The sequence below is a fragment of the Oscillibacter sp. ER4 genome, assembly GCF_000765235.1.
In the GTDB taxonomy this organism is placed as follows: Bacteria; Bacillota; Clostridia; order Oscillospirales; family Oscillospiraceae; genus Hominicoprocola; species Hominicoprocola fusiformis.
The window spans coordinates 1-12515 of record NZ_JPJG01000015.1; the positions used below are offsets into that span (position 1 = coordinate 1).

Annotated in this window: 17 protein-coding genes; 8 read left to right on the forward strand and 9 right to left on the reverse strand. The window is 48.0% G+C overall.

The window, feature by feature from the left end; all coding sequences use genetic code 11:
• Nucleotides 1–187: 187 nt before the first annotated feature.
• Nucleotides 188–553, reverse strand: a complete 366-nt coding sequence (locus NI20_RS0102750; protein ID WP_052084384.1) for a TnpV protein — start codon at nucleotides 551–553, stop codon at nucleotides 188–190.
• 582 nt (nucleotides 554–1135) lie between these two features.
• On the opposite strand from NI20_RS0102750, the gene NI20_RS0102760 reads away from it, so the two are divergent.
• From NI20_RS0102760 to NI20_RS14955, 3 genes are all read left to right on the forward strand, one after another.
• On the forward strand, nucleotides 1136–2338 hold the full coding sequence (locus tag NI20_RS0102760) for a recombinase family protein (protein WP_033119927.1): 1203 nt from the start codon (nucleotides 1136–1138) through the stop codon (nucleotides 2336–2338).
• A gap of 13 nt (nucleotides 2339–2351) precedes the next feature.
• Complete coding sequence (locus NI20_RS0102765) at nucleotides 2352–2783, forward strand: hypothetical protein (protein ID WP_033119928.1); 432 nt, start codon at nucleotides 2352–2354, stop codon at nucleotides 2781–2783.
• A gap of 247 nt (nucleotides 2784–3030) precedes the next feature.
• Complete coding sequence (locus tag NI20_RS14955) at nucleotides 3031–3426, forward strand: hypothetical protein (protein WP_156108540.1); 396 nt, start codon at nucleotides 3031–3033, stop codon at nucleotides 3424–3426.
• Here NI20_RS14955 and NI20_RS0102770 read toward each other — a convergent pair.
• The gene (locus tag NI20_RS0102770) at nucleotides 3386–3634 is read right to left on the reverse strand and encodes a hypothetical protein (protein ID WP_052084385.1); all 249 of its coding nucleotides are present in this window, start codon (nucleotides 3632–3634) and stop codon (nucleotides 3386–3388) included. The two genes, NI20_RS14955 and NI20_RS0102770, sit on opposite strands and share 41 nt — an antisense overlap.
• Nucleotides 3635–3641: 7 nt before the next feature.
• Complete coding sequence (locus NI20_RS0102775) at nucleotides 3642–4592, reverse strand: recombinase zinc beta ribbon domain-containing protein (protein ID WP_369699388.1); 951 nt, start codon at nucleotides 4590–4592, stop codon at nucleotides 3642–3644.
• Here NI20_RS0102775 and NI20_RS14960 point away from each other — a divergent pair.
• From NI20_RS14960 to NI20_RS0102785, 3 genes are all read left to right on the forward strand, one after another.
• Nucleotides 4582–4758, forward strand: coding sequence for a hypothetical protein (locus NI20_RS14960; protein ID WP_156108541.1), 177 nt, complete (start codon nucleotides 4582–4584; stop codon nucleotides 4756–4758). The two genes, NI20_RS0102775 and NI20_RS14960, sit on opposite strands and share 11 nt — an antisense overlap.
• Nucleotides 4759–4802: 44 nt before the next feature.
• Nucleotides 4803–6248 (forward strand): sodium:solute symporter, encoded by a 1446-nt coding sequence (locus NI20_RS0102780; protein ID WP_033119929.1) that lies wholly within the window; start codon nucleotides 4803–4805, stop codon nucleotides 6246–6248.
• Nucleotides 6249–6456: 208 nt separating this feature from the next.
• A complete protein-coding gene (locus NI20_RS0102785) occupies nucleotides 6457–6681 on the forward strand; it encodes a hypothetical protein (protein ID WP_033119930.1) in 225 nt (74 codons plus the stop codon).
• Between the two features lie 651 nt (nucleotides 6682–7332).
• On the opposite strand, the gene groL is transcribed toward NI20_RS0102785, so the two are convergent.
• Genes groL through NI20_RS0102805 form a run of 3 tightly spaced genes read right to left on the reverse strand, consistent with a single transcriptional unit; the run spans nucleotide 7333 to nucleotide 9715 of the window.
• Nucleotides 7333–8958, reverse strand: coding sequence for a chaperonin GroEL (gene groL / locus NI20_RS0102795; RefSeq protein ID WP_033119932.1), 1626 nt, complete (start codon nucleotides 8956–8958; stop codon nucleotides 7333–7335).
• 26 nt (nucleotides 8959–8984) lie between these two features.
• Complete coding sequence (groES, locus tag NI20_RS0102800; RefSeq protein ID WP_033119933.1) at nucleotides 8985–9257, reverse strand: co-chaperone GroES; 273 nt, start codon at nucleotides 9255–9257, stop codon at nucleotides 8985–8987.
• Between the two features lie 38 nt (nucleotides 9258–9295).
• Complete coding sequence (locus NI20_RS0102805) at nucleotides 9296–9715, reverse strand: Hsp20/alpha crystallin family protein (protein ID WP_033119934.1); 420 nt, start codon at nucleotides 9713–9715, stop codon at nucleotides 9296–9298.
• 215 nt (nucleotides 9716–9930) lie between these two features.
• Between NI20_RS0102805 and NI20_RS0102810 the strand changes: the two genes are divergently transcribed.
• Nucleotides 9931–10812, forward strand: a complete 882-nt coding sequence (locus NI20_RS0102810) for a LysR family transcriptional regulator (RefSeq protein ID WP_033119935.1) — start codon at nucleotides 9931–9933, stop codon at nucleotides 10810–10812.
• Nucleotides 10813–11027: 215 nt separating this feature from the next.
• Here the strand turns inward: NI20_RS0102810 and NI20_RS13990 are convergent, their stop codons facing one another.
• Nucleotides 11028–11420 (reverse strand): hypothetical protein, encoded by a 393-nt coding sequence (locus tag NI20_RS13990; RefSeq protein WP_081958345.1) that lies wholly within the window; start codon nucleotides 11418–11420, stop codon nucleotides 11028–11030.
• Between the two features lie 27 nt (nucleotides 11421–11447).
• On the reverse strand, nucleotides 11448–11612 hold the full coding sequence (locus NI20_RS15945; RefSeq protein ID WP_369699389.1) for a hypothetical protein: 165 nt from the start codon (nucleotides 11610–11612) through the stop codon (nucleotides 11448–11450).
• An 18-nt stretch (nucleotides 11613–11630) separates the two neighbouring features.
• On the opposite strand from NI20_RS15945, the gene NI20_RS15310 reads away from it, so the two are divergent.
• Nucleotides 11631–11855, forward strand: a complete 225-nt coding sequence (locus tag NI20_RS15310) for a hypothetical protein (protein ID WP_052084387.1) — start codon at nucleotides 11631–11633, stop codon at nucleotides 11853–11855.
• Between the two features lie 89 nt (nucleotides 11856–11944).
• Here the strand turns inward: NI20_RS15310 and NI20_RS15315 are convergent.
• Nucleotides 11945–12515, reverse strand: a 571-nt coding sequence (locus NI20_RS15315; protein ID WP_242842904.1) for a hypothetical protein, incomplete at its 5' end; no start/stop codon positions are given.

Genomic DNA, 12515 nt, shown 5'->3' on the forward strand with positions numbered 1-12515 from the left:
ATTGGCGCTCTCCGCCGTGACAGCGGAGCTATTTTGCCGTGACACTGGGGCTAAATCTCCGTGCAAGTGGTGCTCATGATCCGAAATTTACACGCAAAGCGGTTTATTCAGTAGACATTACCTACATGACGTAAAAAGCCCACGCCTCCGATTTTTCTTGTCGGCAGCGTGGGCTTTGATTATGTTGTTACTGGTCATATACCAATTCGTGTAGGACGATTTCCTCCGCACGGCTGTGGATGCTGTTTTTACGGCGCACCCATTCCATTTGGTCAGCCGCTTTGAGTGCTTCGGTCACGCCCTCCTGCCTCGCCATAGCGGGAACGATGATTTCCATACGCTCGTTGCAGGCTTGGTCGATTTCGGACAGGTGCTTGAACAATGTACCCTCCACCACATAGTTGGTGTAAAGGATTTTACGGTGTTCTTTCAGATAGTTACGGCGCAAACGTCCGTATTTGCCGATCTGATAATCGCTGTCATCCGGCAAAATAAGGTTAGGGATGAAATAATCGCCCACCTGACGATATATGCCGCCCTTCAAAATCGGCAACTTTCAGAGGGAGATAGAATACAGATGCAATTCGAAAGCCAGTATGCAAAAGGCCTAAAAGGAAAAACGGACAAAGAGTACCCTACCAAAACTCTCTTGGGCGTTTTAGCAGACTATTTTCGCTTGGCAGGGATTGCGTGTGTCTTACTGATAATTATTAGTTGTGCATTTCTAATTCCCACCAATATGGATCTTTCCAGTAATTACTTGCTTTATCTTCTCAGATGTGGATCGGCATTCTCTTATGCGATTTTCGCTGCCAATATTCTATTACTCTGGCTTATCCTCATTTTTTTAGTTAATTCATTGGGGAAATCCGTAAAGTAACTACACCATGGTTATTTCCATGGATAGTGTTTGAAGCGCGCTTATCTCAGTAAATAAACACAACATTGATTCCGGGGCGGCAGGGCATTCTGCCGCCCTCTATTTATGTTGGCAGCCCGATAGTTTTCGGTATGTCATAGAAATAATGGAAGATAAGGTGGTGATTCCGTGAAAAGTCAAAATTTACTGAAAAAGGAGGTGGTATGCCCATGCAGCGCAAAAGAATAATTGCGTTCTCGGTGCAGGAGGCAGGATATGGCCAAAACGCTTGATTCCAAAATGATTGAGGCCGAGCGGCAGACCAGCAGCCGAGCTGAGCGCAGAGAACAAAAACGTCGCCAGATGCAGGACGAGATTTCCTATAATCAGCGCGGAAATGGTGTCATTGTCATCCCTCCGCAAAAACGGCGAGAAATTGCAGCGGAACCACCCAAACTCCGCGTTGCGGCATATTGCCGCGTCAGCACGCAGGAGGAACAACAGATCGGCAGTTTCGATATGCAGATTCATCATTTTACCAAGAGAATCGAAGCCAATCCGCAATGGGAACTGGTTGAAATCTATCAAGATGAAGGGATAAGTGCAACTACCGTAGAAAAGCGTCTGGGCTTTCAGAAAATGATTGCCGACGCGGTGGACGGAAAAATTGACTTGATCCTCACGAAAAACATCAGCCGTTTTGGTAGGAATATCGTGGATATTCTGGACAATCTGCGAACACTTTCTGCTCTGAATCCCCCTGTTTCCGTCGAGTTTGAAACGGAGGGAATTACCTATACCGGTGATGGACGGAATAACCTCCTGATCTCACTATTGGCTGCTCTGGCTGAAATGGAATCCCAACAAAAGAGTGAGGCCATTAAAGCGGGTATTCGCTGGCGTATGGCGGAGGGCATTTACAAGTTCTCTGTGCAGAACACGTTGGGCTTCTACCGCGACCACTTTGGGCGGTTGGTTATCGAACCTACCGAGGCACGAATTGTCGAGTATATCTACGAAAGCTGCTTGGAGGGCGCAACGCCAGCGGAAATAGCTGCTGCCCTGACAGAGCAGGGGATCAAATCTCCCATGGGTAATGACCTCTGGTCTGCCGGTACTGTCCGCAGCATCCTCCGAAATGAGAAATACTGCGGTGATGCCTTGATGCAGAAAACCTATACCAAAGATTTCCGCACACACAAGTCGGTTAAAAACACGGACTTGAATATGTATTTCAAGGAAAACCATCACACAGCGATTATCAAAAAAGAGGATTGGATAACAGTACAGAAACTGCTGTCAGAGCGGCACAGCACGGCAAAACGAGCTGCATTGCGTCGCCTGAGCAATCACTTCGTCGCATACCGCGTGAAAGATGGGCTTTTCAAGGGCTATCTGATCATGGACTCCCGATGGTCTTTTATGGAACGTCAGGAGTTTATGAAAATCGTGGATGAGGCGCAAAACACAATGAAATGAAAGGATTTTTACTATGAACTTTGATTTTTCCGCTTTGAATTTTGAAACCATCGACTCCAATATCAACGCCTACCCGGATATGTTCCTGAATCAGAACGGCGTGACTTTCACCAAGAAGGTGCTTGAGGACTTGGGTTATCCCGCCTTTGTTTTGTGCCTGTTGGATGCGAAAGCAAGAGTGTTCGCAATCCGCTCCTGCAAGAGCAACGAACCGAAGGGCTTCAAGTTCTCCAAGCCGAAGGGTGAGCAAAAGGGCGTTGTTACGATTTCCAACAAGAATCTGCTTGACCCGCTCCGCGCTGTCACTGGCGAGGATTGGATTCCCGGCAAGCGTTACAAGGTGCGCGGTTTCTGGGTTGCCGATGCAAAAACCATGTGCTTTGACCTTAACGAGGCCGTTCAGGAGGACTTTCGCCCTGTTACGCCGAGCAATGACGCAGAATAACCCCTGATACTCAGGGAGAAAAGGGAGAGGCAAAGAGCGGCGGCAAGCCACCTGAGCGAGAAAGCCACCTCTCCCTTTTCTCCCTCGCTGCGGCTATGGAAACCGTGGAAAACCGCAAGTGGTTTACACACCGTTCCAACAGCCTGCACTTACCCTCTTTTTCCTCTCCGGATTTCTCCCTATACAGAGAAAACGTGTTCATTTTTGTTCCGAGAACGTACAGTTACCGTGATAGGTAGAGCGTAGTATGTCAACACGGCATAGAAAAACAAATGGCACACAGGAGGGATTATCCTCTAAAAAAAGCCCCGAGACGCAACAAAAAGAAGCCCAGCACGCGCCGTTTGACGTGATGCTGGGCTTCTCCTCATTACAGCGATTTTCAGCGGGTAAAACAATGCTCTGTTTGCAAGAAGCACTTTCGCATTTTGCCAAATGGTGTAAAAATGCTCTATGCCGTAAAATTCCACATCCAAAGGCGTACCGTATACGCTCTGCCGTGCTTTGCTTTCTGATGTGCTTTTTTCATGCAGGGAGAAAGGATTTCACTGTTCTCACTATCTCCGGTTTTAATAAGGCATTTTTACTGCCTCACAGTGACTTTACTCAGCAATTAAGCCGAAATGCCGCAGAGCATCCTTAATTGCCTCGACCTTTTCAGGCGGGCATGGATGATACTCATGCTTCCTCTGCTCCACAGCGTTCGGCGCTTTGTGCATATCCAATCCGACCATGCGCTTGACCTCTGCAATATATGCAGTATGGACTTTGAAGCCGTACTTTTCCTGCACATATTCCTGAATACGCTTATAGGTCGGATGCTCCTTGACCTCGCCGGTTTCCACTTCCATTCTGACTTCAACCGTCAGTGGATTTGTTTCCCGTGACAAGAGGACCACCGTCTCGACGTGTGTCGTCACTATGATAGGAACACATTGACTTTGCCTCGTCGGTTGTATGGGAACACAAACCGGCGCTTTGTTTTGCTGCCTTGCTATTCTTTCTCGGCGGCTTAAAATTGGTGCCATCCAAACTGCTTTTGAATCCGGTCTTATAGATAAATGTCAGCATGGACGGGTCTTTGTTACCATCTTCATCATACCCGCCGACGATCACTTTTTCAACTATGCTTTCAAAAACATAACGGTCAAAAGTATCAAGCACTTCATTTTCTTCCAGCGTCCTACGAAACTCTGCAATCCGCTTTTTCATAGTGCTTTCTGTTTCAGCGGATTCCTGCAAGCTCTCGCGCTGTTTTTGGATCTGTTCGATCTGGCTGCTTAAATCAAAATACTTCTGCTCGTATGTATCTTTGTCAATGATTTCTTCCAGCCGCATATCAACCAGCTTGGCCCGCTTTGCATCCAATGCAGCAATATCTTTCTCGACTTTGGCTAACTGCTTACTTGCATTACTATCCGAAAGGGTTTCTTCTGTTCGGGCAATAAATTCATCTAACACATCCTTGTTATTTTGGCACAGAAGCCGGTAGGATTCAATAAATGCCTGTTCAATGGTTTCCTCGGCAATTCCTTTACTGTCAGGACAAAACTTCTTGCCCTTTTTGGTGGCAGTCACACATTGCCAGATAACCTTGTTATACTGTGAACCGCTATGCCAACTTCGCCTTGTAAGTGTACCACCGCAGAAGCCACATTCCAGCATACAGCTAAAGGCATATTTCCGGCTGAATTTTTCACGCTTGACATCCGTACCTAAACGGCGCGGCTTTGCGCGGCGCTTCAAAATCTCTTGTGCCTTTTCAAACATTTCATCTGATATTAAAGCTGAAATCGTATTGGAGATCAATATCGATCATCCTCTGGCTGCAAGAATCAAGGAGTTGTTTGAATCTGACAAGGATAAGCTTGCTACATACAGCAAAATTCTCTTGGCACAGGCTCGCCTTGTCAGCGGTGTACCGCTTGACAACCCTGCCGAGATCAGCGACCTTGTGTGCAGCCTGATGCTCTAAAATTGAATCAGTACCAGTTCAAATCAATGTGAAAGGAGATTTTTATGAATCACGAGCAAATAACCGGATTAGACCTCGCTATTGTCGGCATCTACCTTGTTGTTATGGTTGTTGTTGGCGTCATCACATCGAAAAAGATCAAGAATAGTGATGACTACTATCTGGCAGGACGATCCTTTGGGCCGATTGTGCTGATGGCAACTGTCTGCGCCACAATCATCGGCGGCAGCGGATTGATGGGGCGGGCAGGTGTTGCGTATTCCAGTGGTTTTAAGGCCATTATGACCGCGATCCCGTATTTGCTGGGAATGTTTATTTTCTCCGGCATTGCAGGAAAAATCTCCGACATTGGCATGAAATATAACATCGGCTCTATTCCTGAACTGTTTGAAATGCGCTTCGGAAAAACCGCCAAGCTGATCATTTCCGCACTTATCGCCTTCACAATGATGGGAACCGTGGCATCCCAAATTACAGCAACTGGAACGATCATCAATATGCTTGGTGGTGAGATCGGACTGTCCTATGAAATTGGTGCCGTTATAGCCTGCATCGTCTTTATGGTCTATACGGCAACGTCCGGTTTGTTCGGTGTTGTTTATACGGATGTGCTGCAATTCTTTATGCTCCTCATTTTTGTCTACATCCTGATACCAACATCGTCCCTGATCCATGTGGGAGGCTTTTCCAATTTCACTGCCAACCTGGATTCGAGTTTGGTAAAGCCTTATATTGACGGTAACATTGTAGGCGACATCGTAACCTATCTGGTATTCACCATGGCCGGTGCTGAGATGTGGCAGCGTGCCTTTTCGGCAAAAGACCGGAAATCCGCTAAAAAAGGAATGTTCCTTGGAACGGCTGTCTATGGTGTAACGATCATTCTTGTGTTTTTTATGGGAATTGTAGCACACCAGATCGTAGGCGATGACATTCTGGCTCAATATGGCACGACCGATGCTGCTGTTCCCGCCTTGGCAATTAAAGTGCTGCCTGCGGGTCTCACCGGACTTGCCCTTGCCGGTATGCTGTCCGTTATGATGTCTACCGCTGACAGCTATCTGCTGGTTTCAGTCCAGACCTGTGTTCGGGATATCGGAAAGACAGTAAAGCCGGAAATGCACGAAAAGACCGAAATGAAGTTGTCCAGAATCTTCTCGATTATCCTTCCCATCGGTGCACTTATCATTGCCCTCTATATGCAGAACGCCTATAACATTTTGATGTTCTCCTGGTCCTTCTATGCGGCTGCTGCCGGCATTCCTGCATTCGCGGCACTCTATTGGAAGAAGGCAACAAAGTCCGGTATCATCGCGGGAATGATCGGTGGTTTCGTGGTGTGCGTTGGTTGGAAATTGCTGGGGCAGCCGTTCGGTTTGGGAGCGGCATTGCCCGGTACGATCGCCTGTGCGGTTGCTCTGATTTGCGTAAGCCTTATCACCTGCAAGAAGCAACCGTCGGTGTATCTGGAGAGCGCACCGCAGTTATAAAGTAGTTTAAGCAGCGGTGTTCTGTAAAGCACGCGTATAAAACCCTCTTTTGATACGTTGCCATATCCCTCCCTATTACATATGCCGCGTGCTTTATTCGAGCATAGCAGACCGGTGGAGCGGATTCGCTTTGCCGGTCTGTCTTTTATCTTATGTACACGGGCTGTTGTCCCGAAGGATTTTTAGATGATAGAAAGAAGGACTCAAATTGAAATATGAAATCAGTTATTTAAGCAAGTCCGGCAACGCAACGATACTTGCGGAAACGATTGCGTCCATGCTTCCTCCCGAAGACACCAGAGTTGTAGATTTGGCAAAAGGGGAAGCCGCTGGGGGCGCTGACATAAGCTTTATCGGCTTTGATGTAGAAACTGGAACAATACCATTGAAAATTATGGATGCGGTATGCGCAGTAAAGCGGAAGGTGTTGTAATGTCAATGCCTGTTGATTCTGTCATTGGAATCTAACCCCCCGATTACTATATTCTCCGTTTAAGCATGGCACTGATACAATTGCCATCCACAACAAACTTGTGTAGGGATCAAAATCAACTTATAAAACGAATACATCAAGAAGCACCCTGTTCACTGTGAACAGGGTGCTTCTTCAATGCCCAAGATATAGAATATCTTGCAGTTATGATGGTAAATCACAATGGATGAGTTCAGCTATCATATATTGTGTCGTCATCCATAACGCCTAACATCAGCGGCCATGCTGTGATCGTCCATTTGGGCTTGCGGTACTCTCCTTTATGCATGTAAGCTCTGGCATAACCTTCTCGGATAAAAAGATTTTCGTAGGTAACGGAGTCTCTTCCCGGGTACAAGCGATGGGCCGTTTGGCGGAGTGCCTTCGATGTTTTTTCTTCTGTGTTCCGGTAGATTTCCCGAAGCTCCTCCGAACTAAAATGCGGAGTATCTTTGTTATATTCAATCCTCACGAGATCACCTCTGTTTATCAAAATAGCCGGAGCAGCAAGGAGCTGCTCCGGCTGTTCCCAGAATGGCAGTAGAAGACGATACTCTATGGCAAGAGAATGGTATCATAATCACTACAGACGGGAGACAAGAGGGCTTGGGATTAGTACATGCCATTCATTTCGGGATTAACGGGTGCGGGAGTGGGCGGCTCCGGCTTGTCTGCTATCAGCGCTTCAGTCGTCAAAGCCATAGCAGAAACGGAAACAGCGTTCTCCAGCGCGGAACGAGTAACCTTTGCGGGGTCGATAATGCCGCAGGCGACCATATCGCAATACTCTTCCTTATATGCGTCGAAGCCGTAGCCGGTTTTCCCGGAGGTTCTTACCTTCTCCAGAACCACGGAACCATCCATACCGGCATTGGCTGCAATCTGACGAATGGGAGCCTCCAAAGCCTTGGCAACGATCTGGATGCCAGTCTTTTCATCGCCCTCGGCGGTTTCCAGCAGTGCTTCCACGGCAGGGATCACATTGACAAAGATGGTGCCGCCACCGGCTACGATGCCCTCTTCAACAGCGGCACGGGTCGCATTCAGAGCATCTTCGATCCGCAGCTTCTTTTCCTTCATCTCGGTCTCGGTGGCTGCACCGACGCGGATCACAGCGACGCCGCCGGCCAGCTTTGCCAGACGCTCCTGCAGCTTTTCTTTATCGTAATCGCTGGTGGTGTTGGCAATCTGAGCCCGGATCTGGCTGATACGGTCCTTGATCTCCTGTGCGTCACCGGCACCGTCCACGATCGTAGTAGTTTCCTTGGTAACCTTCACCTGACGAGCATGTCCCAACATACTGAAATCGGCATTCTTCAGTTCCAGACCGACCTCCTCGGAAATCACAGTGCCGCCGGTCAGGACAGCGATATCCTGCAGCATTTCCTTGCGGCGGTCACCGAAGCCGGGAGCCTTCACGCAGACCACGTTCAGCGTGCCGCGCAGTCGGTTGACAATCAAGGTGCTCAGCGCTTCGCCTTCCACATCTTCAGCGATGATGACCAGCTTCTTGCCGGATTTCATGGTGGTTTCCAGCAGAGGGAGAATATCCGTGATCACTGAGATCTTCTTATCCGTGATCAGCAGGTAGGCGTCATCAATGATTGCTTCCATCTTTTCGGTATTGGTGACCATGTAAGGGGAAATATATCCGTGGTCAAACTGCATACCTTCCACGACCTCACTGTAGGTTTCAGAGGTCTTGGACTCCTCGATGGTGATGACGCCATCGGCAGTGACCTTCTCCATTGCGTCAGCGATCAGACCTCCGATGGTATCATCACCGGAAGAAACCGCACCAACTCGGGCAATGTCGCTGGAACCGCTAACAGCCTTGGACTGATTCTTGATTTCGGCAACAGCGGCATCCATAGCCTTTGCCATGCCCTTTTTCATGACCATGGGATTGGCTCCAGCGGCCAGATTTTTCAGGCCTTCGCGGATCATGGACTGTGCCAGCAGAGTTGCAGTGGTGGTGCCGTCGCCGGCCACATCGTTGGTCTTGGTGGAAACTTCCTTTACCAGTTGAGCACCCATGTTCTCAAAGGGATCCTCCAGTTCGATCTCCTTTGCGATGGTCACGCCGTCGTTGGTGATCAGCGGTGCGCCATACTTCTTGTCCAGAACAACATTGCGGCCCTTAGGACCGAGCGTGACTTTTACGGTATCAGCAAGCGCGTTGACGCCGTTTTCCAAGGACTTGCGGGCTTCATCGCCCCGAATAATCATTTTAGACATCGTGATATCTCCTTACGTCTCTGTTATTACTCAATGATTGCCAGAATATCGCCTGCGTTGACGATGGTGTACTCTTCATCGCCAACTTTGATCTCAGTTCCGGCATACTTGCCTACCAGAACCTGATCGCCAACCTTGACAGAAACGGGTTCGCCATTCTTGCCGGGGCCAACAGCGGTCACAGTCGCGACCTGGGGTTTTTCCTGTGTTGAAGCGGTAAGGATGATCCCTCCCTGCGTTTTCTCTTCCGGCTTGGCGTACTGGACAACAACGCGGTCAGCCAAAGGGTTAATAGTCATGTGTGATTGCCTCCTATCTTGGTTTTAACGGATTCATGTTAATCTTCGATTGCGATCAGGTTTCGAGATTCGATCTGAGGTACGGGAATTTCCTTCTGGATGATCAGATACAGGGTGCCGTTTTCATACTTTGCATGGATGTCCTCCTGGCGAACCTTTTCGCCGACATAGAAGCTTCTCTGCATGGTACCGACGAAGCGCTCACGGCGAAGGTATCTGAATTTTTCTCCTTCGGGAACGGGATCCTGTTCGACGATGGCGCTGATGACAAGGTTGCCGTTCTTCAGTTCAATGGTCAGGTTCTCTTTTTTGATACCGGCAAGATCAATGGCAACCTCGTATCGGGTTTCTGTCTCGCGGATATCGGTTCGCATAAGCCCGGAACTGTTGTGATTTCCAAAAGCGGAATCGGCGAGTTCTTCAAACATGCTTCTTGCGAGGGTGTACGGTGTTAACATAGATAAGACTCCTTCCGGTCGCTATAGGCGATCTGTTTTGATGTTCCTATTATACCACCATTTTTAGCACTCGCAATTGGTGAGTGCTAAATTATTGTATCAAGTTTATTATTTATAATAAAAATAATTTATTAAATAATTGAAATCGTCTTGTTGTGAACTGGTTTCTATGTTATATTTGATAGCGCAGTCATTTCTTTTGAAGGAGGAGGGCTATGAACACATTTCAGATTCAATGCTTTCTGGCCGTAGCCAATTCGCTGAGCTTTGCACGTGCCGCAGAGCAAATGAGTGTGTCTCAACCTGCCATCACCCATCAGATACAGACACTGGAAAACGAACTGAACACAAAGTTGTTCAGGCGATCCACCCGGCTGGTTGAATTGACATTGGATGGGCAGGCGTTTATTTCTTATGCGCAGAAAATGATAGAAACAGAGCAACAGGCGAAGATGCGTTTTGGAGATCCGAAGGGCCACTCCTTTGAACTATTGTCCATCGGAACTGGCAGCCACACTCTTTTTTCGGATATGGTGCCAATTCTGGCAGAACTGGCAAACCACCATCCGAACCTGCATCCAAAACTGTTTGTTGCAACCCATGAAAGGCTATTTCACATGTTGGACAACGATTCCGTACGTGTGGCATTCAGTTTTCAGGATATTATTCCCAAGCGAGAACATATGGTTTTTGCTCCGCTTTGCAAAACAAGCATTGTCTGTCTCGGAAAACCGGGACTCTATAAAGAGCCGGAACAGAGTCTTTCTGCCGAACAGCTTTCACAGCAAGCCATAATCATTCATGACCCGGTTTTCTTGTCATCGGAAGTTTTGAGCCTGCAAATGGAACTGATCAGGAATCGAAACCGAAGCAACATTCATTTCTCCGATTCCGTTGCCGGTGCGATTACCCTGGCGCGTGCTGGATATGGTCTTGCCCTGGTTCCAGAAATCTATGCCCATAACTGTGATGATCTGGCCTTGTATCGACTGTCGGGGGTTCCAGAACTGACCTTCGGGCTCTTTTATAACGAACAAGATCGAGACGACACCTTGAAAGCTTTTGTTAGCCTCACACAAAAAGCCTATGCTGTATGAGGATTTACGTCCTAACCAAAGACTCGCACAAATGAACGGAACATAAAATAGGGTCCCGTCCTTGAAATGATCAAGGGCGGGACATTTGATTTGCTATAGTATTTGATTTCTTTAGCCATGCGTTTTTTCGCAAAAACGTGTAGGTGGCTATACCGTTTTCATTGGGAGGTCTGATGATCGTTTTATGGAATCGCCTAATTGGCTTGTTCAACAGGTCATCGTTGTTCTGGTGTCTGTGTGTCTGGCTTTAGGTAAGTACCGAGATTTTTTTGAATATTCTCCATTCGATAATCCAACAAGGCGGCTTCTTCTGCGCATTCGCGCAGTTCTTTTGCAATATGCAGGGGGACTTCCACGTCCTTTTTATAGCGGATCTTATGCTCCAGACTTGCCCACCAATCCATCGAGATCGTGCGAAACTGCACCTCGACCTTCATCATTTTCTTTTCACTATGTAAGTAGATGGGGATCTGAATGATCAAATGAAGACTGCGGTATCCATTGCGTTTCGGATTGGCAAGATAATCCTTTTTTTCAAGTAGAACGATATCATCCTGCCGCAAAAAAGCATTGGAAAGCTCATAGATATTGCAATCGTTTATGCGTATTAAAGTCGTACTCTGTGCGTATTAGGATCAAGCGATATCCACGCCATCACTCTGCGACAACAATTCCTGCAATTCGCGCCGGTCTGTGGTGATAAGGTCTTTTTCCATCTGGCTGCACTTGATCTCCACCGTCACATTGTTGTTATTGGTGCTGATCAGGCCGTTGCCCCGTTCAAAGTGGGTGATCTCCATGACCTCTGCCTCAGACAGATGCAGGATGGACTGAACCCGGCGTGCTTCCTCTTCCTCCAGATTGAGCAGGATCTTCGTTTTTGCATTATTGATGATGCCTTTACCGTACCCAACTTCTCCATCATCGCAAGCAGCCGCACCACACGGCTGTTTAGCCTCTCTGTTGATCGCTCGCTCCGGTTGGAGGTCATGGCGGCAGAAGACAAGTCGCTTCGAGAAAAGAGGAAAGATCCGCAGCACTGACTATTCAGTTGTCAAGGAACCGCGAAGGAGGCTGTTGTTTGCCCCTTCACTTTACAACGGACTTTTTTTTGCTGATTGGGGGGGTCTGCTCAAAAAATATTTTTGAGTTTTTTCCTCATGGATGCAATAGCCTCAACAACCGTTTTGTGGTTAATCCCTTTCTGCCTTGCATACTCACGAACCCCTACTCCACCGAGCATGACAACATCAAATATCTCAAGCTGAATGGAGCTAAGGGACTTTCGGAAGTCTTCGATGCACATTTCCGTCAGAGCCATTTCAATGTTGTTGGCAGGATCAGCCAACCAAGCAGAAGATTTCACATCGTCTTCCGGCAGAGCATCCAGTGACAGAACAGTATCAGAAGATTTTTCTTCGCCGTTCTCGTCATCGGATGTACCGACAGTTCCATAAGAGCGTCTGAGTTTCTTTTCCTCAGCGCGGAGGCTTTTCATGACCTCGCGGTCAACCTCCGTTACTTCGCCAGTCAGCTTTACGCGCACCATGCACTTGCCGTCCTCCGTAGTCCAGAGGTCATAGTCGAACTCGATAGGGGTTTTTGGGATTCTTTTCATTGTCTTGTCCTTTCCGCTGGCGCGGAGCAGCGGATGGACGAGACAAAAATAGAGCCGCATGACGGTGAGCTTGAATCCCATGCCG

What these genes read in the sequence shown, in the direction of transcription:
- NI20_RS0102760 (WP_033119927.1), top strand. Translation starts at nt 1,136, where the DNA reads ATGGCCAAAACGCTTGATTCCAAAATGATTGAGGCCGAGCGGCAGACC.
- NI20_RS0102765 (WP_033119928.1), top strand. Translation starts at nt 2,352, where the DNA reads ATGAACTTTGATTTTTCCGCTTTGAATTTTGAAACCATCGACTCCAAT.
- NI20_RS14955 (WP_156108540.1), top strand. Translation starts at nt 3,031, where the DNA reads ATGTCAACACGGCATAGAAAAACAAATGGCACACAGGAGGGATTATCC.
- NI20_RS0102770 (WP_052084385.1), bottom strand. Translation starts at nt 3,634, where the DNA reads ATGGAAGTGGAAACCGGCGAGGTCAAGGAGCATCCGACCTATAAGCGT.
- NI20_RS0102780 (WP_033119929.1), top strand. Translation starts at nt 4,803, where the DNA reads ATGAATCACGAGCAAATAACCGGATTAGACCTCGCTATTGTCGGCATC.
- groL (WP_033119932.1), bottom strand. Translation starts at nt 8,958, where the DNA reads ATGTCTAAAATGATTATTCGGGGCGATGAAGCCCGCAAGTCCTTGGAA.
- groES (WP_033119933.1), bottom strand. Translation starts at nt 9,257, where the DNA reads ATGACTATTAACCCTTTGGCTGACCGCGTTGTTGTCCAGTACGCCAAG.
- NI20_RS0102805 (WP_033119934.1), bottom strand. Translation starts at nt 9,715, where the DNA reads ATGTTAACACCGTACACCCTCGCAAGAAGCATGTTTGAAGAACTCGCC.
- NI20_RS0102810 (WP_033119935.1), top strand. Translation starts at nt 9,931, where the DNA reads ATGAACACATTTCAGATTCAATGCTTTCTGGCCGTAGCCAATTCGCTG.
- NI20_RS15945 (WP_369699389.1), bottom strand. Translation starts at nt 11,612, where the DNA reads ATGGAGATCACCCACTTTGAACGGGGCAACGGCCTGATCAGCACCAAT.
- NI20_RS15310 (WP_052084387.1), top strand. Translation starts at nt 11,631, where the DNA reads ATGCAGGATGGACTGAACCCGGCGTGCTTCCTCTTCCTCCAGATTGAG.